The 21,383-nt window shown below is 49.4% G+C and carries 17 protein-coding genes; 16 read left to right on the top strand and 1 reads right to left on the bottom strand.

Features of this window, described 5'->3' with window-relative positions:
- Positions 1-268: 268 nt before the first annotated feature.
- The 5 genes from BUE76_RS19910 (at position 269) to asnB (ending at position 7,005) form a co-directional block, all read left to right on the top strand.
- Positions 269-1,474, top strand: a complete 1,206-nt coding sequence (locus tag BUE76_RS19910; protein WP_073044563.1) for a glycosyltransferase — start codon at positions 269-271, stop codon at positions 1,472-1,474.
- 4 nt (positions 1,475-1,478) lie between these two features.
- Positions 1,479-2,771 (top strand): glycosyltransferase, encoded by a 1,293-nt coding sequence (locus BUE76_RS19905; protein ID WP_073044565.1) that lies wholly within the window; start codon positions 1,479-1,481, stop codon positions 2,769-2,771.
- A 423-nt stretch (positions 2,772-3,194) separates the two neighbouring features.
- Positions 3,195-3,956, top strand: a complete 762-nt coding sequence (locus tag BUE76_RS19900; RefSeq protein ID WP_158070006.1) for a glycosyltransferase family 4 protein — start codon at positions 3,195-3,197, stop codon at positions 3,954-3,956.
- A gap of 205 nt (positions 3,957-4,161) precedes the next feature.
- Entirely contained in the window at positions 4,162-5,055 is an 894-nt protein-coding gene (locus tag BUE76_RS19895; RefSeq protein WP_158070005.1) for a glycosyltransferase, read from the top strand.
- 48 nt (positions 5,056-5,103) lie between these two features.
- Positions 5,104-7,005 (top strand): asparagine synthase (glutamine-hydrolyzing), encoded by a 1,902-nt coding sequence (gene asnB, locus BUE76_RS19890; RefSeq protein ID WP_073044571.1) that lies wholly within the window; start codon positions 5,104-5,106, stop codon positions 7,003-7,005.
- 4 nt (positions 7,006-7,009) lie between these two features.
- On the opposite strand, the gene BUE76_RS19885 is transcribed toward asnB, so the two are convergent.
- Positions 7,010-8,386: a hypothetical protein gene (locus tag BUE76_RS19885; RefSeq protein ID WP_073044573.1), complete on the bottom strand. Its 1,377-nt coding sequence runs from the start codon at positions 8,384-8,386 to the stop codon at positions 7,010-7,012.
- Between the two features lie 248 nt (positions 8,387-8,634).
- On the opposite strand from BUE76_RS19885, the gene BUE76_RS19880 reads away from it, so the two are divergent.
- The 11 genes from BUE76_RS19880 to BUE76_RS19830 all read left to right on the top strand — a co-directional run bounded on the left by BUE76_RS19880 (position 8,635) and on the right by BUE76_RS19830 (position 21,258).
- The gene (locus BUE76_RS19880) at positions 8,635-9,888 is read left to right on the top strand and encodes a glycosyltransferase (RefSeq protein WP_143157341.1); all 1,254 of its coding nucleotides are present in this window, start codon (positions 8,635-8,637) and stop codon (positions 9,886-9,888) included.
- Positions 9,869-10,585 (top strand): tyrosine-protein phosphatase, encoded by a 717-nt coding sequence (locus tag BUE76_RS19875; RefSeq protein ID WP_143157342.1) that lies wholly within the window; start codon positions 9,869-9,871, stop codon positions 10,583-10,585. Before BUE76_RS19880 ends, BUE76_RS19875 begins: the two co-directional genes overlap by 20 nt.
- A 240-nt stretch (positions 10,586-10,825) precedes the next feature.
- Complete coding sequence (locus BUE76_RS19870; protein ID WP_073044579.1) at positions 10,826-11,692, top strand: MerR family transcriptional regulator; 867 nt, start codon at positions 10,826-10,828, stop codon at positions 11,690-11,692.
- A 291-nt stretch (positions 11,693-11,983) separates the two neighbouring features.
- A complete protein-coding gene (locus tag BUE76_RS19865) occupies positions 11,984-12,463 on the top strand; it encodes an RNA polymerase sigma factor (protein WP_073044581.1) in 480 nt (159 codons plus the stop codon).
- On the top strand, positions 12,460-13,935 hold the full coding sequence (locus BUE76_RS19860; RefSeq protein WP_073044582.1) for a phytoene desaturase family protein: 1,476 nt from the start codon (positions 12,460-12,462) through the stop codon (positions 13,933-13,935). Before BUE76_RS19865 ends, BUE76_RS19860 begins: the two co-directional genes overlap by 4 nt.
- A gap of 263 nt (positions 13,936-14,198) precedes the next feature.
- Positions 14,199-15,038, top strand: a complete 840-nt coding sequence (locus BUE76_RS19855) for a phytoene/squalene synthase family protein (RefSeq protein WP_073044584.1) — start codon at positions 14,199-14,201, stop codon at positions 15,036-15,038.
- Between the two features lie 62 nt (positions 15,039-15,100).
- Positions 15,101-15,640 (top strand): isopentenyl-diphosphate Delta-isomerase, encoded by a 540-nt coding sequence (gene idi, locus BUE76_RS19850; RefSeq protein ID WP_073044586.1) that lies wholly within the window; start codon positions 15,101-15,103, stop codon positions 15,638-15,640.
- 105 nt (positions 15,641-15,745) lie between these two features.
- Positions 15,746-16,249 carry a sterol desaturase family protein gene (locus BUE76_RS19845; protein ID WP_073044812.1) on the top strand — a complete coding sequence of 168 codons (504 nt, stop codon included), beginning with the start codon at positions 15,746-15,748 and terminating at the stop codon, positions 16,247-16,249.
- Positions 16,250-16,275: 26 nt separating this feature from the next.
- Positions 16,276-17,514 carry a lycopene cyclase family protein gene (locus BUE76_RS19840; RefSeq protein ID WP_216820690.1) on the top strand — a complete coding sequence of 413 codons (1,239 nt, stop codon included), beginning with the start codon at positions 16,276-16,278 and terminating at the stop codon, positions 17,512-17,514.
- Between the two features lie 322 nt (positions 17,515-17,836).
- On the top strand, positions 17,837-20,104 hold the full coding sequence (locus BUE76_RS19835; RefSeq protein ID WP_073044588.1) for a gliding motility-associated C-terminal domain-containing protein: 2,268 nt from the start codon (positions 17,837-17,839) through the stop codon (positions 20,102-20,104).
- 86 nt (positions 20,105-20,190) lie between these two features.
- The gene (locus BUE76_RS19830) at positions 20,191-21,258 is read left to right on the top strand and encodes an AI-2E family transporter (protein WP_073044590.1); all 1,068 of its coding nucleotides are present in this window, start codon (positions 20,191-20,193) and stop codon (positions 21,256-21,258) included.
- Positions 21,259-21,383: the final 125 nt, after the last annotated feature.

Below are 21,383 nucleotides of genomic sequence, written 5' to 3'. Positions count from 1 at the left end.
AACTGTGCCACATTTTATTAGGAGTTTAAGTGCTTATCCTTGCTCCCTTCTCCTTTTGCTGTGCGATAATTGTGCAGTGCGCATACAGTGAAAACCTCAATCTGGGATGAATACCGTGATCAATGATAGAAAAGAAAAAAATTGGATTTCATAATGATCATGTTGTGGCAGGAAAACCGCTTCTCGGAGGTGGTAGTTCAATACAAACAGAAGCAGGCTAAAGGTAACCCCGATCTTGGAGTGCCCGATTTGCTTACCAATATTAGCAATGCGCATTCTGCTCACTACTGATGTGGTACATGCTGGTGGTGCGGAAACCTTTGTACTCAGGCTGGGCCAGGCATTGGCCACTAGGGGGCATCATGTAGTTATTACACCATTGTACAAGAACCGGATTGATGAAAAGATACTTGCTGAATTAGCTCCTGAAGTTCGGGTGGTTCCGGTGGAGTTGAATTTGCTCAAACCTTTGCAGTTGGTGGATGGTTTATTACGCAGAGCCGGCATCGATCACTCCTTTCTTACACAATTGTTTTCCCGGGGTCTTGCCAGAATCATAAACTACGAAAAGGTACAGGTAGTGCACAGCCATTTGTTTACAACTGATAAAGTGGCGGTTGTTGCAGGAAAAATTATGGGGGTGCCCGTGGTAACTACCATCCATGGCGATTACTCAGCGAACGAGCGGCTTGAACGTATAGGAAACTTGAAGCATATTTTGAACTTTCGCTCCCATATGTATTCCGTACTCAATGGTATGAATGCCATAGTATGCATATGCGAGGAGCAGTTGCAGTTCTTTGGGCAACGCCGTTCTTTTTTTGGCAGGCAGTTGCCTCTACATAAAATTTATAACGGTTATTCGAGACCTGATATTGAACATAAACCCAACCGCCAGAAGTTAGGTATACCCGCAGAAGCTTTTGTATACGGGATGATTGCCCGGGGCATTCCTGAAAAGGGGTGGCTGCAAGCCATTACCGCTTTTAATAACCTGCCTGATAATGACAGCTACCTTTTATTAATTGGTGATAGTGCCTATGTTCAGAAGCTAAAAGACCATTATGTTTCTAAGAGGGTGCTTTTTGTTGGCCAGCAGGAGCAGCCTTTTGGTTGGTTGCAAATTTGTGAAGTTGGGCTTTTTTGTTCCCTGATCAAAACAGAGGCGCTTCCCACAGTGATTATTGAATACCTGGCAGCAGGTCTGCCTGTCATTGCCACGGCTGTTGGTGAAGTGCCCCGGATGATTTATGGCCAAAATGGTGCAGCCGGAATCCTTATTCCTTTAGATGAAGCAACCATTGTTACTTCGCTCACCACCGCTATGGCACAGATAAAGCGCGATTTGAAGGCGTATTATGCTATGCAGGCGCAAACGGCATTAGCATTCGATAAATTTTCTATGGGGCGCTGTGTAAAGGCTTACGAAACCATATATGATAGTTGTTTGGTGCCAACTATAATCACTAAGTAAATAGTTGTTTATAAAAAGAGGTCATGATGATACGGTTTCCAATGACAATGTAGATGACTCTAAGCGTCTGCGATTGTTGCAGGTCATCACTAATCTGGGCCCCGGTGGCGCACAAAGGGCTTTTTATGACCATTGCAAAAGCTTTGCGCATCACTACAACGTAGAGCAGGTCGTATTCAACCAATTTGAACAATCAGATCTGTACGGGTCAGTACAAGTCTGCCACTCACTGGATGTTGGCGGGGGAGGCAGTGTTCTGGTAAAGTTGTACAACCTGCTCAGGCGAAGTTTTAAACTTTCCCATCTGGCCCAACGAAGAAATGCGGATCTCATCATCAGTCATATGGATGGCGCTAACTGGGTAAACGTGCTGGCCCTAACTTTCTGTCCAAAAGTACTGGTAGTACACGGTACTTTGCTGCGCGATGAACGGATAAACGGTCTCTATCAATGGCTCCGAAGACGTTTCATTTTTCCATTTTTATACAACTGTGCCGATATTACGGTGGCGGTGAGCGATGGCATTATGGCCGAACTGAAGCAATGTGGTGTGCGCAACGTGCAAAGCATTCCTAACTTTTTTGATGTGGCTCATATTATCAAAAGGGCAGGGGAACCTTTACCTGAAGCGTATGATGAATTGCTAACGAGGTATCCGGTACTGGTAACTTCAGGCCGGTTCTCTGAGCAGAAAAAACAGCAGTTCCTGATAAAAGTGTTCAGTGCGGTAAAGCTGCGTGTGCCTGGCATCAAATTGGTGTTGTTGGGCGATGGTGAACTCAGGGTTCGACTGCTACAAACCGCAACGAATGAAGGTCTTTCATGTTATTGTGAATGGGGGCCGGGGCCTTTTAGCACCCATTACGATGTATATTTTCCTGGTTATGTGGCTAATCCGTTTTCCTTTCTGTCGCGCAGCCGGTTATTTCTTTTTCCTTCAGGCTGGGAAGGTTTTCCTTTGGCGCTTTGCGAGGCCATGATCTGCGGTGTGCCGGTGTTGTCCGCCGATTGTCCTTCAGGCCCAAGACAGATACTTGCGCCCGAAACTATTAACCTGCACTACAATCTTGCTGTTGCGGAAGCTACTCCAAATGGAGTGCTCTTGCCAATGTATAACCAAGAGGGGGCAATTACAATATGGCGGGATGCGGTGGTTGCAGCGCTTAACAATTCAGAAAGCATAAGGCAAATGGCTGCAAATGCATTTCTACGGGTGCAGGCCTTTGACAAGGAGCAAGTATTGAAGAAATGGTTTGCCATTATTGAAAGTTTTTTGCCGCAAAAAGAGCAGTTGTAAACGGTTTCATTATTATTTGTCTTCATGGTAGATGTGATACAGAAGCACACTCTTGTGCTGGTCGATAGTTCAATTTGCATAACTGGAGCATTGAAGAGTGCCGTTCAACAGGCTGTTTCATTGCGTTTTTACTACCGATTTGTTATAGTGTTGCCTGAAAAGAGCAGTGCCATAGATTTCGTCAAAGCGCATGGTTTGCTTGTGCAAACCCTTCCCATGCTGGAGTTGCGGCGTAATGTGCTTGTAGTGCTGCACTATCCTTTGCGTTTACTTGTGAACGCTGCGAGGCTTGTGACCATTGTACAAAGCGAAGGTGCGATAGCACTTGTAATGAACGATTACTATAACCTGCTAGGCGCCTGTGTGAAGATGCGGATGCCTAACTTGCACATGCTAACTTTTGTGCGATTCTTACCATCCACCATGCCTACACTGCTCAATAAGTTGTGGATTGCCGCGGCCTTGCGGTATGCCAATAGCGTAGTTGCGGTTTCGGACGCTGTTCGGTTGCAACTGCCCCGTGTTTGCAAAGTAAAACTTTTATATAACGCGGTACAGTTCGCCGAATACCATTCTCCTTATCAGGTGAGGAATTGCACCAGTACGGTTGAACTGTTGTACCTGGGTAATTATATCAGAGGCAAGGGGCAGGACTACGCACTCAGGGCTTTTGAACTGGCATACCATAAGGACAAGCGCCTGCGGCTGACTTTTATGGGAGGAACCATGGGCTTGGCCAAAAATGAAGCTTTCAAAACCGATTTGGAACGGTATGCAGCCGATGCAGGGCTGACCGAAGTAACGGTCTTCCTGCCTTTTGCCGACGACGTGGAAAGCGCTTATAAGTCAGCCGATATATTCCTCAATTTTTCGGAAGCTGAATCTTTTTCGATGACCTGTGCCGAAGCCTCTTATTATGGGGTGCCCACTATTGCCAGCCGGTGCGGGGGGCCAGAGGAAATTATTGTGGATGAATTGACAGGAATGCTGCGGCCTAACCGGGATGTAGCTGCTTTTGCAGCGGCTATGGTTTCGCTGGCGGGCAATACGTCGTTGCGGCAGGCTTTCTCGGGGCAGTGCCGCAATCATGTACGTAAAAAATTCAGTTGCCGGGAATTCAGGGAAAAGTTGATCCAGTTGCTTCCATTACCGCTGCCTTTAACCATAGTTGATGTCCCGGAATAACCATGTCTTGTTCTTACTTCCTTACCCTTTACGGCGAGCCCCGTCACAAAGATTCAGGGTAGAGGTTTTCTTTCCGATATTGCAACAACAGGGTATTGCTTTTCGCACTCATTGTTTCATGAATGAGCATGCTTGGCAGGTTTTATATAGAAAGGGATCACTGCTTCAGAAGATATGGGCTGTGTTCCGTGGGTTTGTAGCCAGAATGTGGGTAGTACTGTTCGTTGCACCGAGGTGCCGCTTTGTTTTTGTGCACCGGGAAGCAACTCCGTTGGGACCGCCCATTTTCGAATGGATACTGGCCAGGGTGCTTGGTAAGAAACTCATTTATGACTTTGATGACGCCATTTGGATACCCGCCATCTCTGCGCATAACAAAATAGCTTCGCTGTTCAAATGTTTTTGGAAAACAAAATACATTTGCCGGTGGGCAACAACCGTTGTTGCCGGAAATGCTTACCTGGCTGGCTTTGCGCAAAAGTATAACGAGCAGGTTGTACAACTGCCTACCTGCGTTGATACCGTGTCGCGGTTCAACCAGTTGCAGCCGCAGGATGCGCCGATACCAATAATTGGTTGGACTGGCTCGCATTCCACTTTGCAATACCTCAATCGCCTGTTGCCCGTTTTTCAACAATTGGAAAAGCAATTCGAGTTCGAATTGCTGGTGATTTGTGACCGTCCGCCTTCATTTGGTTTGAATCGGCTTAGGTATCTCCCCTGGCGGGAAGTGACCGAAATATGCGACCTGCTGCAGGTAAACATCGGTGTCATGCCGCTTGATGCAGATGCCTGGAGTGAGGGTAAATGCGGCTTTAAAATTATCCAGTACCTGTCGTTGGGCATATCTGCCGTTGCGAGCCCTGTAGGAGTCAACAAGCAGATCATCAACCATGGGGTAAGCGGTTATTTGTGCCATGGTGAGCAGGAGTGGTTTGATGCGCTCGCAATCTTACTGCAGGATGCAAACCTGCGCAGGCAATTGGGTGCTGCCGGCCGCCGGAAAATTCAGGCGGAATATAGTATCCAGGCCCATACCGCAACTTTCCTTTCCTTATTGGCGGCGCACCAGCCTACCGCCGCACACAGGGAAAGTTAAATCCTTTGCCTCAACATCAATCATAACGCAACTCAGGCAGTAACAAACATGTGTGGAATCAGTGGTATTGTTGCTCTTAGTAGCCATGGCCAGCAAAGTCTTTCCGCAATCCGGCAGGCTAACCAGGCAATGGTGCAACGGGGCCCCGATGGTGGCGGGATTTATGCCCACGACTGGGTGGTGCTTGGACATCGCAGGCTGTCGGTCATCGACACATCCTGCACTGGCAGTCAGCCTATGACCACGCCCGACGGGCGCTATACCATCGTGTTCAACGGTGAGATCTTCAATCACAAAAAGCTCACGGATCAATACTTGTCCAACGCCGGTATAGAGCCTTTACGTTCTCATTCGGATACTGAAGTCTTGCTTTTGTTATTCGCCCTGATGGGCGAACAGGTATTTCAAATACTGGAAGGCTTTTTTGCCGCTGCCATCTACGACCGGCAAAGGGGTGATCTGTTCCTGGTACGGGACCGTTTTGGTAAAAAGCCATTGTTATTGTATCAGGATGAGGACTGCCTGGTGTTCGGCTCGGAGATGAAAGTGCTATTTGCAGCCGGCATTCCCCGGCGAGTCAATTGGTCCTTATTGCCTGTATACCTGCAACTGAATTACGTACCACAGCCCTATAGCCTTGTGGCAGGCGTGCGAAAGCTGAAGGCGGGCCATTACCTGAAATTTACCAATGGCGTTATTTTGGAACAGCCTTATTACCAATTGGCATTATCTCCAGCACAGTATCAGCAGTATAGCTACGAGGGTGCGCAGAAACGGTTGGTTGCTTTGATGGAGGAGGCCGTTGCCAGGCGCCTGGTTGCCGATGTGCCGTTAGGTGCTTTTCTAAGCGGGGGCATCGACTCCTCGGTAGTAGTGGCCCTGGCTTCCCGTCATGTGTCGGGACTGCATACTTTCTCTATTGGCTACAAGGACAATGCCTTCTTTGACGAAACGGCCTATGCCCGGATGGTTGCCAGCCGGTACCAAACAAGGCATACAGCTTTCATGTTGGATAATGATGATTTACTAGAACATATAGGTGGTGTGCTGGATTATATCGATGAACCTTTTGCCGATTCTTCGGCCATACCAGTTTACATCCTTAGCCAACTTACCCGTAAACATATTACGGTAGCACTTTCCGGTGATGGGGGCGATGAAGTGTTTGCTGGTTACAACAAGCATAGTGCCGAGTGGAAGATCCGGAACGGCGGTGTCCGGAACGCATTGATACAGGCCGGAGCGCCGTTGTGGCGCAGCCTGCCTCAGAGCCGCAACAACCCGCTGACGAATAAGTTTCGCCAACTATACCGATTTGCAAAAGGTGCGACTTTATCACCTGCCGACCGATACTGGCAGTGGGCCTCCATTATGGATGGCAATACCAGCCTGAGCTTACTTCATCCTGACATCAGGGCCCAGGTCGGGTCTGGAATGAATGCTGCTATCCGACAGACCTTTACAGGAGACATAACAGGGGAAGATTTCAACGAAGTACTCCTGGCTGATATGAACCTTGTGCTCCTGAGCGATATGCTGGTAAAAGTGGACAGCATGAGTATGGCCAACAGTTTGGAGGTGCGCAGTCCATTTCTTGACCATCATGTAGTGGATTTTGCCTTTGGTTTGCCTGAACATTACAAAATCAACGGCCAGATGAAAAAGCGGGTTGTGCAGGACGCTTTCAGAAGCCATTTGCCGGAAGCCATTTACAACAGGCCCAAGCACGGCTTTGAAATACCTCTCCTTAAATGGTTCCGTAAGGAGCTATGGACACTGATCGATGCTGACCTGCTTGATGATCGTTTTGTGGTGGAACAGGCCGTTTTTGATTCTGCCAAAGTAAGGGCACTTAAAAAGAAATTGCATTCCGCGAGCCCGGGCGACAGTCCTGCAACCATATGGGCTTTACTGGTGTTCCAGCACTGGTGGAAGCGGTACCTTGCCTGATCAGTTACAAACTATCAACGCCCTGATCTTTCAGGAAGCCCTGCGTTGTGCGGAGCCCTGTCCTGTTTTTGCCTTCATAAATGAGGATAACAAGAAAAGCGCCGTAGAAGGGCAGGCAGGGAATCTTGTAACGGGAAAGGGTGCCGAAGTTGTAAGTAGTAATTCCTACAGCAAATGCAAAAATCAAGGAAAAAATAAGACAGAACAGGAGGGTGGCATCTTTGCCTATCAGCTTAAAAGTGGGCCATATTCCCCTCCTGCGAAACGCCAGGAAAGTAAAATAGGTAAACGCTGTAGCCTCAAGGGCATTAAGCATAATAATCATTTTCTTGGCTTCCCAGGGAAAGGGTCTGAAGAGTGTTACTGCAACAGCCTGGGGAAATTTTTTGAGCATACCAGTAAGGGTGGGTGAAAATTCGCCCAAGTCGTAACCCGAGCCATCCTGCTGCTCGCTAACGTAAAAAATCCAATTGCGTGTGGTTGCTGCTGTTTGTGCAAGGTTGTCGAGTGAGTACTGCTCCATTTCTGCCGCAAAAACCTGCAACAAAAAGTAGAAAGTTCCTGCTGCCAGAAAAATTAAGCTTGTCTTTAATACCGATTTCAATCTGCCGTAAGTGATTTTATCGGAATAGGTGGTCATCAGCCAAATCACCAGGGCAGGCAAAAAGGCCATGAGGATGTATAATTTGATCAGTGCTACCAGGTAGAAACTCAATGCCAGTAAGCAGGTGTTCTTCACGGAGAAATCTTTGAAGATGAAAAGCCTGAACACAGTATAGATCATCCAGCCAAGCCCAAACATACATACCGTATCCTTGAACACACCAGACCCCCAAACAAAAGTGCTTGGAATGAAGAGAAAGGCTACTGCCATTTGTTTGTGTAAGGCAGGATAGAGGCTGACAAATGTTCGGTACAAGGCCCATGTACCCGTAAAGGAGAAATAGGCAAAGGTAACCGCTATAGGCAGGTAAGAGGTGCCGTGCAGCAAGCCAAAAACTGCACCGATGGATGCCACCATATAGGAAGCCGTGTCGCGGTACCAAAACATTTGGCTTACATATTTGTACAGTTCAGGGTTGTTTTCTACAGGTTGCTGGGTTATCAGTTTCAACCATGTGCCCACATCTTTGCTTAATGCTGAATTGATCACAAGGGTGTGGTGGAAGAATTTATACGTATCACCGCCCTTGTAATAAAATTGGTACAGCAAGCCAATAAAGATGGCCCCTCCGAACTTGAGGTACAGTCCAGGTAAGAAATATGGCCTCAATGAATGCCCTGCCGGATATCTTTTATCTCTTTGCCGGTGTGCAATTGCCGACAGTACCAACAGGTACACAGGAGTAAGCAGCAGGTCCCAGATGGTTAGGTTTTGCATGGGGCACAAATACGAACCGACGGTTTGTATCGTACAAAAATGACGCTTCTGGAAATTGCGCTTGGTAGTCTGAAGCCGATAGTTTGGTGTTTGTGTGTTTTATACTAGTTGTTACAAGTGCTCTGCAACTATCATTTTGTTCCTTGTTTTTATATAGTGTAAATCCATTGCCGTCTTTATCTCGGCACGCATCACTCATTCCGGCAAACGTTTTGTGCGCCGCAGGCTTTTTTAATCTCCTCAGCTACATGCCCCGAATCCTCCGCATCTTCAACCGCATGATTGTTGGCGGGCCCGTGCTCAACGCCACTTATCTTACCTATTACCTGGCGCCTGAATTTGAAACCCTGATGGTGAGCGGTCCACGCGAACCGCAGGAGGCAGATGCGTCTTTCCTTGCCGAAAAGTTCGGTATCCAATTGCGGATCATCCCGGAGATGGGTAGAACCATTGATCCATGGAGTGACCTGCAGGCACTGCGCAGGCTGCGGCAGATTATCCGGGAGTTCCGCCCCGATATCGTACATACACATGCCGCCAAACCTGGTGCCCTGGGACGCCTTGCTGCGGCTGCTATGGGCGTGCCGGTGGTCGTGCATACCTACCATGGACATGTGTTTCATTCTTACTTCAATACCTGGAAAACCAAACTTGCCATTGGTGTGGAGCGGTGGCTGGCACGTAAAACCGATGCCATCATTGCCATCAGCGAGCAGCAGCAAAAAGAACTGGTTGATGTTTTTCGCATTGCACCGCCTGCAAAGTTTCGCCAAATTAAATTGGGGATTGACCTCGATAAGTTTGGCCAAGATCAATTGGTGAAAAGGTCCCTGTTTCGCAACCAGTATGGTGTGCAGGAGGAAGAACTGGCCATTGGGATCATCGGCAGGTTGGTGCCGGTAAAAAACCATGTGCTTTTCCTGGATGGCATCCAATATTTGTTGCAGCACTCCCACCGAAAAATCAAAGCCTTTATCGTGGGTGATGGCGAAAGCTGCGCTGCTATACAGTTGGCGGCAAAGGAGCGGGGTATCCGGTTCAGTAGGGCTGCCGATAACGCTCATCCTTACCCACTGGTATTTACTTCCTGGCGCAGGGATGTGGATGTGGTAATGGCCGGATTGGATATCGTTACCCTTACGTCTTTCAACGAGGGAACGCCGGTAAGCCTGATCGAAGCACAGGCTGCTGGCAAACCCATTGTCAGTACCCGGGTGGGCGGAATTGCCGATATTGTGCAGGAAGGAGTAACGGCACTGCTGGCCGATGTAGCCGATGGGGGTGCATTTTGCCGGCAGCTCACCACGCTGGTAACCGATGATGCCCTCCGGAAAAAGATGGGCATGCAAAGCCGCGAGCTTGTCATAGAACGGTTCGGCTACCAGCGATTGATCAGCGAAACTGCCGATCTTTACCGCCAGCTCCTTAACCAAAAGGCACCACATGTTTCTGTTTCGAAGGAAAAATATACGCACCCCCGACTTGAGTTGGTTGAACCTTGACCTGCACAACCATATCCTGCCGGGTATTGATGATGGTTCGCCCAACCTGGAAACTTCCCTGCAACTGGTGCGTGGAATGTTGGAACTGGGCGTGAAACATTTTATTGCCACCCCGCATATCCTCTGGGAGGTATACCCCAATACGCCTGTCAGTATCAATGATGCCCGTAAAGAGCTGGCTGCTACGCTGAAATCGGAAGGCGTGGACTGTACCCTGCGGGCTGCCGCCGAATATTTTATTGACGATCACCTGGTGGAGCTGTTGCACCAAAAGGATTCGTTGTTATGCCTGCCCCACAAAATGGTACTGGCCGAGTTTTCGATGGTAACAGCGCCTTTCGAACTGCAACAGTTATTTTATGACATGCAACTCCAGGGCTACCAGCCCCTGCTGGCGCACCCGGAGCGCTATATTTACCTGGGCCGCAGCCGCCAGGTATTTGATACGCTTCATGATGCCGGGGTATACTTTCAACTCAACCTCATGTCGCTGGTAGGTCATTATGGCCGCACGGTGCAGGAACTGGCCAATTACCTGCTGGACAAAGGCTATTACCAATTTGCCGGTACCGACCTGCACAGTCCCCGCCAGTTGGAAGTACTGCAGAAACTGGCTGCTTCCGAACTCATAGATAAGCTGCGGGATTACCCTTTCCGCAATAAGGATTTGCCGGTGCAGGTAGGGCAATTGGATTAAAATCCTTGGAGTTTGGCCAGATTAAGGCGGCACAGCAATGTTTTTATGGTTACATAGCTTTATTTGCAAATTCTTGTCCCTGCTTCGGCAGGGATTTTTATTTCCCTCCTTACCTGCATATCCCCTGTTTTGTTTCACCATTAGGAGCGCGAAATTTATAAATGCTGTACAGGAAGCCTGCAAAACACGCCATTGAACGAATTTTGCAACTATTTGGGACATTGTTTGTAGATAAGTTCGATGGGATTTTCAATCAAAGAATTAGAAACGATCTCGGGCATCAAGGCCCACACCATCCGGATATGGGAGCAGCGCTACAATTTTTTGAAGCCTGAGCGCACTGCTACCAATATCCGGACCTACTCCAACGAGGAGTTGAAAACCCTGCTTACCGTGGCCCTGCTCAACAAGCATGGCTACAAAATCTCCCGCATCGATGAAATGGACCAGGAACAGAGGCGTCGTACCTTGCTACAGCTGGGGGAAGCCAATGCCCGAACCGAATACCTGGTGAATGAGTTGATCGGGTTTATGGTGGACCTGAAGGCTTTGGAGTTTGAACTGATCCTGAACGATTATATCCGCGAGTTTGGGATGGAAGCTACCGTTACTACCCTGATTTTTTCTTTCCTGGAAAAAGTGGGTATCCTGTGGCAAACCGATCGCATCAATCCCGCACAGGAGCATATTGTTTCCAACCTGATCCGGCAAAAAATCATTTGCGGTATTGAAGGTCTGCCTTTTCCCGAACGCAAGGATCCGCTCTTCCTGCTTTTCCTGCCCGAAGAGGAGTTCCATGAAATGGGTTTGCTCTTTGTTTATTACCTGCTGCGCAAAAAAAGCATCCCGGTTATATACCTGGGTGCCAATGTGCCCGTGAAGGATATCGGGTATATCGTGGACATTAAAAAACCCGATTACCTGTACATGCACCTCACGGCCCCGCCACGTCAGGTAAAGTTTGAAAAACTATTGAACCAGCTCTCCCAGTATCCTGCTACCACCTTGCTATCGGGTTATATGGCCGAATTGGGTCACAAGCCTTACGAAAATATCCGGATGCTTACTTCCCTGCACCAGGTACTGGAGTATCTCGAAGCTTTATGAAATCTGTTTGACTTGGTTTGGTTTGTAGCCTGCGCCCTGGTGCAGGCTTTTTTTATGGCTGGAGCTGGTTCTTCAATGGAGATATGTTCAACAGGTAGGCCACATTTGGACACGATGCATCTGTTAACAGCAGGATGAAACATGCGATTTAAAATTTTTTCTACACCCCTTAGTTGTTGATGTTCAAACATTTAAGTTTTAAAGGCAAGCTTTAACATTTTTGTTTAAAAAATTTATAGTGAATCTTAAACAAGATTTTGTTTAACTTCATGGTATCAAAAATTAAACACTGTGAGCAACCAGGAATTTAATAGCTTGATTATCAACAATGCTGAGAGCTTAAAGCCTTTTGCTATCACGTTAACCCACGATTACGAGTCGGCAAAAGACCTTTGTCAGGAAACCCTTTACAAAGCCTATGCATACCGCGACAAGTATCAGCCGGGTACCAATATCAAGGCATGGCTCTACACCATCATGCGCAACATTTTCATCAACGATTACCGCCGCAATGGCCGTAAGAAAATCGTGATGGACACGGTACGGTATTTTGAACCATCGTCGGCTCCTGCTGCAGACAAGAAGTTGCTGTTACAGGAAATTAATCAGGCGATCTACAATTTACCCGCTATCTTTAAAACAGCCTGCGTATTATACCTGCAAGGCTATAAGTATCATGAGATTGCGGAAGCGTTGGATGAGCCGTTGGGTACCATCAAAAGCCGTATTCATTTTGCCCGCAAACTTTTACAAAAACAAATTCAACGGTGAGTAAATCGGTCATCATCATCGGAGCAGGCTTTGCCGGAATGTCGGCGGCCGCCTTCATGGCCCGTGCAGGCTGGCAGGTGCAGGTAGTGGAAAAGAACCCCACGGCAGGTGGCCGTGCCCGGCAACTGATAGCCGACGGGTTTACTTTTGATATGGGCCCCAGTTGGTACTGGATGCCCGATGTGTTTGAGCGATTCTTTGAGCAGTTTGGCAAAAAAGTTTCCGATTACTATTCCCTTACCCGCCTCGATCCGTCGTACCGGGTGTACTGGGAGGAAGGTTACAGTGATATTCCCGCCGACTACCCCGCCTTACGGCAATTGTTTGAGTCCATTGAGCCCGGAAGCGCCTTGAAGCTGGACCAGTACCTGCAGGAAGCAGGCGAAAAATACCGAATCGGCATGCAAAGCCTGGTGTACAAACCAGGGCAGTCGCTTACCGAATTTGTGGACCGACAGGTGCTGGGTAATGTGTTCAAACTAGACCTGCTTACTTCCATCAAAAAGCATGTAGCCCGTCATTTTAAAAATCCGAAGCTGCAGCAGCTGATGGAGTTCCCGGTACTGTTTCTTGGCGCCCTGCCGCAGGACACACCGGCACTTTACAGCCTGATGAACTACGCGGATATTAAAGGCGGTACCTGGTATCCTGAAAAAGGCATGTACTCCATTGTTCGGGCGATGCAAAGCCTGGCCGAGGAGTTGGGGGTGGTTTTTCACTTTGGCGAAGAAGCCCGGGAAATAGTAGTGGAACAGGGTAAGGCTAAGAAGCTGGTCACCGACCGCACAACCTACACGGCCGATGCGGTAATCAGTGGCGGCGACTATCATTTTACCGAAACCAATCTGTTGGCCGCCGAATACCGTAGTTATACCGAAAGCTACTGGGATAAAAAAGTGCTGGCACCGTCCTGTCTCTTATATTACATCGGATTAAACAAGAAGGTGGATCAGTTGCTGCACCACTCCCTGTTTTTTGATGTACCCTTCCAGCAGCATGCCGACGAAATTTATGTAGATCCGAAATGGCCAACCGAGCCCATGTTCTACCTGTCGGCAACCAGCAAAACCGATAAGACCTGTGCACCCGAGGGCGGCGAAAACCTGTTTTTGCTGATTCCCGTGGCTGCTGGTTTGCAGGGCGATACCGAAGCCCTGCGCAACCGGTATTTTGAACAGGCCATCAGCAGGCTGGAGCAAAGGCTGGGGCAGTCGATCATGCCGCACATTGTATATAAGCGGTCCTTTTCGGTGAGTGATTTTCAAAAGGATTATCATTCGTTTAAAGGCAATGCTTACGGGCTTGCCAATACGTTGTTGCAGACGGCTATTTTCAAGCCTTCTTGCCACAGCAAAAAAGTGAAGAACCTCTTTTATACCGGCCAGTTTACCGTGCCGGGTCCCGGGGTGCCACCCAGCCTGATCAGCGGTGAAGTGGTATCGGGAGAGGTAGTGAAATTGATGGGTAGGTGAAATAAGACAGGAGGACTAATATTAGGTTAGAAAGTGTGCGAGGGATGAATCGGGTTTATTGAGTTCATTAGTTTATGGGTTGTACCGGTTGGAAAAAGGTAGTAGTGACTACCAATGGATTGTCCGGTTGGGTCAACTATCTAACCGAAAAGCCGGTTATATAAATGAAAGTAATTGAACCAACCTGCTAGGTAATCAAAAAATGCCGGTAAAGGAAAGCACCATCACCCTCCATAGGAATTACGAATCAACAAAAGCGCCTTATGACCATTGCATTCTACGATCAGGTAAGTGCCTTATGCAGCAAGGTGGTGACTGTGCAATACAGCACCTCTTTTTCTTCGGCAATCAAGCTGCTGCATGCCGACCTGCGGGTTCCCATTTTCAACATCTATGGGTTCGTGCGGCTGGCTGATGAAATCGTGGATACTTTTCACGGCCATGACAAATCTGGATTGCTGGCGCAGTTCAAGGACGAAACTTTTACCGCTATAGAAAGGGGTATTTCCCTCAACCCCATCCTCAATTCTTTTCAAAAAACGGTGAACCAGTATGGTGTGGACCACGAGTTGATCCATGCCTTTTTCCGTAGCATGGAATCGGACCTCACGGAACATGCATACGACCGACAGGGTTACGAGGAATACATCTATGGCTCTGCCGAAGTGGTTGGCCTGATGTGTTTGTACGTGTTTTGCGAAGGCGATCGGGTGCAGTACGAGAAGCTGCAGGCTTCTGCCCGCTCTTTGGGTGCGGCATTTCAAAAGGTAAATTTCCTGCGCGACATCAAAGCCGATTTCCAGGACCTCAGCCGCATGTATTTCCCGGGTTGTAATTTTCACAACTTTACGGAACAGGACAAACTCAGGATCGAAGCCGATATTGAAGCCGATTTCCGGCATGCTTATGAAGGTATCCTGCAGCTACCCATGAAGTCGAAATTTGGAGTGTATGTTGCCTACAAATACTACGACTCGCTGTTTCACAAAATCAAAAGCACGCATCCCAAGCAGATCCTCCAAAAGCGGATCCGCATTGCCAATTATCACAAGGCCTACATTGTGCTGAAAGCGGGCGTGAAGAACCAGTTGCGGATGATCTGAGTGATGAGTGATCTGTAGTAGTTACTGTTTCTTTGCAAATTCCACAACAAACAACATTTTCCATGGAGCAACCCATAGTACTCGTGAACGAACAGGATGAGCCCATTGGTACGGGCGAGAAGATGGATGTGCACCGAAAAGGGTTGTTGCACCGTGCTTTTTCGGTATTCCTGTTTGATGCAAAAGGCCGGATGCTGTTGCAGCAAAGAGCGCTGACCAAGTACCATGGTGGCGGCTTGTGGACCAATGCCTGTTGCAGCCATCCTTATCCCGGCGAGCTGCCCGAACATGCTGCCGTACGCAGGACAGCAGAAGAACTGGGCATAACCCCTGTTGTAAACAAATTGTTTCACTTTATTTATAAAGCAGAAGTGGAAAACGGCCTGGTAGAGCATGAGTTGGATCATGTGTTTACCGGTCAGTACGAAGGAGCACTCAGGCCCGATACTGCCGAAGTAGCCGATTACTGTTATATGGAAATGGCGGCCATTGCCGAAGCGCTGGCACAAAGCCCTGAACGCTTTACCGCCTGGTTCCGGCTGATTTTTCCCCGGATGGAACAGTGGTGGATGCAACAGTACGGCGCCCTGCAGCGGGCATAAGGCAGGGAATAAAGTGCTGTGGAAATTCGTGCGACAACTTTGTATTTCCAGGCATTCAGCACCAAGTACCGCGTGCTGCTTTATACTTCAAACTTTGAACTTGGCATGACCTGGTTATATTTTATCGGATTAGTACTGGCCACCTTTGTGGCCATGGAAGGCATCACCTGGCTTACCCACCGTTTTGTGATGCATGGATTTTTGTGGTACCTCCACCGCGATCACCACCAGGTGGAACCCGGCTTTTTTGAAAAGAACGATTTGTTCTTTGTCATTTTTGCGGTTCCCAGCTGGCTGCTCATCATGTTTGGATCGATGAAAGGGATATGGTGGTGGATGGCCATTGGTTTTGGCATCATGATGTACGGACTGGCATATTTTATCGTGCACGACGTCATCATTCACCAACGCTTCAAGTGGTTTAGCCGAAGTACCAACACCTATGTCCGGGCTATACGCTGGGCGCATAAAATGCACCACAAGCATTTACACAAGGAACACGGTGAAAGTTTTGGAATGCTGCTGGTACATAAAAAATACTGGGAAAAAGTTCGCCGCGACAAACGGTTGATGGCCGCAAAAAAGGTGGGCTATGCCCCCGAACAGTAAATGCAATTATCCAATCAATCTTCTACTTGACACTTGGTACCATAACACAGGAAACAAAGGCTCCGGCCTCACCGCTGCAAAAGGGTGCTCTGCCCGATGCTACAGCGGTGTATGACTATGTGTTTGCCGGTGCCGGCTGTGCTGGCCTCAGCCTGTTGGTGCACATGAAGGAGGCTGGTTTGCTGGCCAACAAGAAAGTACTCGTCATCGACCGCGAACACAAGCAGGCCAACGACCGTACCTGGTGTTTCTGGGAAAAGGAGCCCGGACCTTTTGAGTCCGTAGTGTACCGAAGCTGGCAGCAACTGGATTTTTATGGCCCTGGTTTTTCTGCACCCCTGCATATTGCCCCGTACAGCTATAAGCTGATCAGGGGTATTGATTTTTACAATTACTGTTTTGCCCAACTGGGCGACCTGCCGGAAGTGGAATGGCTTTGTGCGCCGGTTGGTGCCGTTGCAAATAGTGCAGCGGATATGGCAACCGTTAGTGCCGGTGGGCAGCAGTACCGTGGCCGGCTGGTTTTCAACAGCATTGTTGCGCCACAACCGCCAATATTGGCGCAGCACCATTACTGGCTGTTACAACATTTCAAAGGATGGATCATTGAAACACCTGATGATCGCTTCGATCCGCAAAAGCCCACCCTGATGGATTTCAGGGTAGGCCAGGAGCATGGCTGCACCTTTGTGTATGTGCTGCCTTTTAGTAAACGCAGGGCACTGGTGGAATACACATTGTTCTCGGAAAAGCTGTTGCCCCCCGAAGCTTATGATGCCGCTCTTGACGATTACCTGCGCCAATTTCTGCACCTGGAAACTTACCGGGTAGCAGAAACAGAATTTGGCGTAATTCCCATGACCAATTATGCTTTCCCGCAGGGCAGCGACCGGGTATGTCAAATTGGAACGGCGGGCGGTTTTACCAAAGGGTCCAGTGGTTATACTTTCCGTTTTATACAAAAGAAATCGGCCCGCATGGTAGCATCGCTAAAGGCGCATGGGCATCCCTTTGCCGGGCTTGCCGATGCTGCCCGCTTTGCGTTTTATGATAGTGTGCTGCTCCATGTGCTGCACCACCGCCAGATGGCAGGGGATCGCATCTTTGCCCGCCTGTTTCGCAAAAACAAAGCACAGGAAGTACTCCGTTTCCTGGATAATGAAACCAATATTCCCGGCGAACTGCAAATCCTTGGCAGTATGCCTTCCCTGACTTTCTCCAGGGCTGCACTGCGTTATCTGGTCGCGCGTATGTTCAAACGCTGAACAGTATTTTTCACTTTGCTTTGGTGATGCCCGGAGGGGCATATTTTATTTAAAACATGGCCTTTCTTCTAATCAGGGTTTGAGCTTACCTATGGTAAGGGAAAGCCGGTAATTGGGCAAACTAGCTGTGCTTTTGTATGGGGTGCTGCCTGCTGCTGTATAGATTGCAAATACATTACTTGTACCATAACAGGTGAGCGGAGGGGGCCTTCCTGGTAGCCTGCCTTTGTAAGGCGGCAAAGTAGGGCTGGCAAGATTGGTGGGACGTTATGTAACCGGTAAGGTCTATCCAAAATCCAACTGCGGCATTGCCGTCCGCCCTATGCAATTCCAAACTAAAAAGCCCAAGGCTTTCCTAACTGCCAGTGGTGGTTTAAGGCTCTGGCTCTTCCTGATTTTTCTTTCCCTGCTGGCTGCAAAGCCGGCCCAGGCGCAAATAGACCGCGAGTTCTGGTTTGTGGCGCCCGACCTGGCGCAGACGCATGGCGATAGGCCCATTCTTTTGCGCATGGCATCTTTTGATAGTGTTGCCACCGTGGTCATCAGCCAGCCTGCCAATCCCTCCTTTGTACCCATTGTTACCCGCCTGGCTCCCAATACCAGCGTATCGGTAGACCTTACTCCATGGACCGACCTGATTGAAAACAAGCCTACCGGTGCACCGGCAAACAAAGGCCTGCTGGTAACGGCCACCGCCGAGATCTCGGCTTATTACGATATTGCCAACAGCCTTAATGGTGATATGTTTTCCCTGAAAGGAAAGAACGGGCTGGGGCTGGCTTTTCATGTGCCTTTTCAAAATGCATGGAACAGCAATTATGTTGCGGCTACCATCAATATCGTAGCCACCAGTGATGATACCCGCGTTACCATTATCCCAAGTAAGGATATGAAAGGGCATAAGGCTGGGGAGGCTTTTGATGTTGTGCTCAACCGCGGGCAAACCTATGCCTGCGAGTCCGTTAACCTGACGGCTGCCGGTCACCTGGGTGGTACCCTGGTAAAGGCCGATAAGCCCATTGCCCTTACTACCCACGATGATAGTGTGAACCCGGGTGCTGGCGGCTGCCGCGATACCGCCGGCGACCAGTTGATTCCCGATAGCAAGGCGGGACAGGATTTTATTGTACTGAAAGGATACCTCGATGTCCCGGACGAGTTTTATGTGCTGGCTGCCCACGACAATACTTTTGTGACTGTTGATGGCCTGGTGGTGGATACCCTTGCTGCCGGTGAGTCGTACCGCCACCGTTTGTCCAACCCCACGGCTTATGTGCTTACCAGCCAGCCCGCGCAGCTGTTCCAAATTTCGGGTTTCGGTTGCGAGGTGGGCGGAGCCATCATTCCTACCATCACCTGCTCGGGTTCGCGGGTGGTAAGCATCACCAGGGCCACCAGCCAGTTTTTAAGTGTCAATATTGTTGCGCCCACAGCCATCACCGGCGCTTTTACGTTCAATGGCCGCACCGATGTCATTACCGCTGCCCGTTTCCAGGCTGTGCCGGGTACCGCCGGCACCTGGAGCTATGCCCGGATTGAATTGCCTGTTTCTGTTTTTGCGGTAGGCAGTGCTGCCGGCATCCGCAACAGCAGCGGCAGGTTTCAGTTGGGGTTCATTCACGGTGACCGCACTTCTACCTGCCGTTTTGCCTATTTCTCTGCATTTTCCGAAAAAGACCTTGCGATTATCATGTCCCCGACAGGGTATGCCTGCCAGGGCGGAAACATCAGCCTGAAAGCCAGCTGCAGTGCGTCCAACCAGTTCGTGTGGCGCGGGCCAAATGGATTCAGTGCTTCCGGGGCAAGCATCAATTTTACCAATGTGGAGCCGCAGCTTTCCGGGTGGTATCATGCTACCACGGTGGGCGCCACCTGTATGGAGCAAACCGATTCGGTTTACCTGAAAGTGCAGGGTCGTAAAGTGGTGCGCGAAACCCTTTCTTTTTGCACCGGCAGCAGCCTGCTGTTGCCCAAGGGTAGGGTGGTGCTGAAAGGTGGCGAATACCGCGATACCCTTCGTTATCCTTCGGGTTGCGATAGTTTAATCCGCATTTACCAGGTGCAGGAACTTGCCGTTCCCCGCCTGCGTGTTGCCAAATCGAATGATGTAACCTGCGCAATGGGCCGGGTACTGCTGCAGGCCAGCGGTGCTGCCAGCTACCAGTGGTGGCCCGAAGCGGGCCTGAGCAATCCCCTTGTAGCCAACCAAGAGGTGCGGCCAGTTGCCAGCACCTGGTACCGGGTAACCGGCACCGGCAGCAATGGCTGTACTGCCTCGGATAGTATTTTGGTACACACCAACCTTTCCTATGCCGGTGCCGGCAACCTAGTGCCATCGGCTTTTACCCCCAACGGCGATGGCCACAACGATTGTTTTGGCGTGCGTCACTGGGGCCTGGTGCAGGATTTCAGCCTTCGGATATTCAACCGGTGGGGCGAGCTGCTCTTTCAAACCAGGGATGTAAGCCAGTGTTGGGATGGCAGGTTCCAGGGAAAACTGCAACCTTCAGAAGTGTATGTGTATATAATAAAGGGACGTACCGCCTGCGGTGAGGTCAGCCGGACCGGCACCGTTGTGTTGCTCAAATAGTTGCGGGTATGGCTCGCCGTTAGTTTGCAGAGAGTGAAGGGCTGAAGTCATTGTCCTGCTGGCCCGATAATTTTATTTTCGGAGCTATGACCATACCCTCTCTGCAGAAACCTACACAGGTGCTCTTTTTTATGTTCCTTCTTTTTGGTGGTGCCTATTATGCCCAGGGCTTCCTGGTGCCCTTGGTTATTGCGGCGTTGCTGGCCATGCTGCTGCTGCCACTCTCGGCCATGCTTGAGCGAAAAGGTTGGCCCAGGGCACTGGCTATTTTATTTTGTTTGTTGCTGGTAGTGATAATAATCGGGGGCGTGTCTTTTTTGCTGGCCTGGCAGATTTCCGACCTGGCAAAAGATGCAACCAGTATTGAACAGAACCTGATGAAGAAACTGGCGCAGGTGCGGGGCTTTATCGATGATACCTTTGGCATTTCGCGGCAGCAGCAAAAAGAAATTCTAAATAGCGGCCAGCCATCGGGCAGGCTGCAATCGCTTGTTACCACCCTGCTGGCAGGGCTGGGCAGCTTCCTTACCGATACCGTTTTGATGTTCGTTTACCTTTTCCTGTTGCTTTACCTCCGCGACCACCTGAAGAAATTTGTACTGCTGCTGGTGCCTGCACCCGAAAAGGAACATGCCGCCCGGGTGATGCACGATTGCCGCAAAGTAGCCCAGAAATACCTTGCGGGAATGTCGCTGATGATTGCCTGCTTGTGGGTGTTGTATGGCATCGGCTTTAGCATCCTTGGAGTGAAAAGCGCGCTTTTCTTTGCCGTGCTTTGTGGCCTGCTCGAGATCGTTCCTTTTATCGGCAACCTTACAGGTACCCTTTTTACCGTGATCACCGTTTTTGCACAGGGCGGCAGCGGCAGCATGGTGCTGGGTGTTGTGGCTACTTATGCCGTGGTGCAGTTTATACAAACCTACCTGCTGGAGCCCATGGTAGTAGGTGCCGAAGTGAGCATCAACCCGCTGGTTACCATTGCCGGTTTGGTAGTGGGCGAATTGGTTTGGGGGATTCCGGGAATGATACTGGCCATCCCTTTATTGGGTATTGCCAAAATTATTTGTGATAATGTACCCCCCTGGCAGCCCATTGGCTTTTTGCTGGGTGGAATACCAAAGAAGGGTAAAAAGAAAAAAGGTAATGATGAATAAGTAGCTCCAGGGAAGGTGATTCGTCGGCACTACAGCTTTATTTTAGGCGCTGTAATTTTTTAAATTGATAAAAATATTTTGCGTTTGTTAAGTTTTCATTAACTTGGCGCAAGCATCCAGAGCGA

The organism is Cnuella takakiae, from assembly GCF_001953305.1.
Lineage (GTDB): Bacteria > Bacteroidota > Bacteroidia > Chitinophagales > Chitinophagaceae > Flavisolibacter > Flavisolibacter takakiae.
The sequence above is the reverse complement of the archived record's forward strand: the minus strand, read 5'-3'. Positions and strand labels throughout refer to the sequence as shown.

Coding starts and splice junctions, on each gene's coding strand:
- BUE76_RS19910 (WP_073044563.1), top strand. CDS start 269: ATGCGCATTCTGCTCACTACTGATGTGGTACATGCTGGTGGTGCGGAA.
- BUE76_RS19900 (WP_158070006.1), top strand. CDS start 3,195: ATGCCTACACTGCTCAATAAGTTGTGGATTGCCGCGGCCTTGCGGTAT.
- BUE76_RS19895 (WP_158070005.1), top strand. CDS start 4,162: ATGTGGGTAGTACTGTTCGTTGCACCGAGGTGCCGCTTTGTTTTTGTG.
- asnB (WP_073044571.1), top strand. CDS start 5,104: ATGTGTGGAATCAGTGGTATTGTTGCTCTTAGTAGCCATGGCCAGCAA.
- BUE76_RS19885 (WP_073044573.1), bottom strand. CDS start 8,386: ATGCAAAACCTAACCATCTGGGACCTGCTGCTTACTCCTGTGTACCTG.
- BUE76_RS19880 (WP_143157341.1), top strand. CDS start 8,635: ATGCCCCGAATCCTCCGCATCTTCAACCGCATGATTGTTGGCGGGCCC.
- BUE76_RS19870 (WP_073044579.1), top strand. CDS start 10,826: ATGGGATTTTCAATCAAAGAATTAGAAACGATCTCGGGCATCAAGGCC.
- BUE76_RS19855 (WP_073044584.1), top strand. CDS start 14,199: ATGACCATTGCATTCTACGATCAGGTAAGTGCCTTATGCAGCAAGGTG.
- idi (WP_073044586.1), top strand. CDS start 15,101: ATGGAGCAACCCATAGTACTCGTGAACGAACAGGATGAGCCCATTGGT.
- BUE76_RS19845 (WP_073044812.1), top strand. CDS start 15,746: ATGACCTGGTTATATTTTATCGGATTAGTACTGGCCACCTTTGTGGCC.
- BUE76_RS19835 (WP_073044588.1), top strand. CDS start 17,837: ATGCAATTCCAAACTAAAAAGCCCAAGGCTTTCCTAACTGCCAGTGGT.
- BUE76_RS19830 (WP_073044590.1), top strand. CDS start 20,191: ATGACCATACCCTCTCTGCAGAAACCTACACAGGTGCTCTTTTTTATG.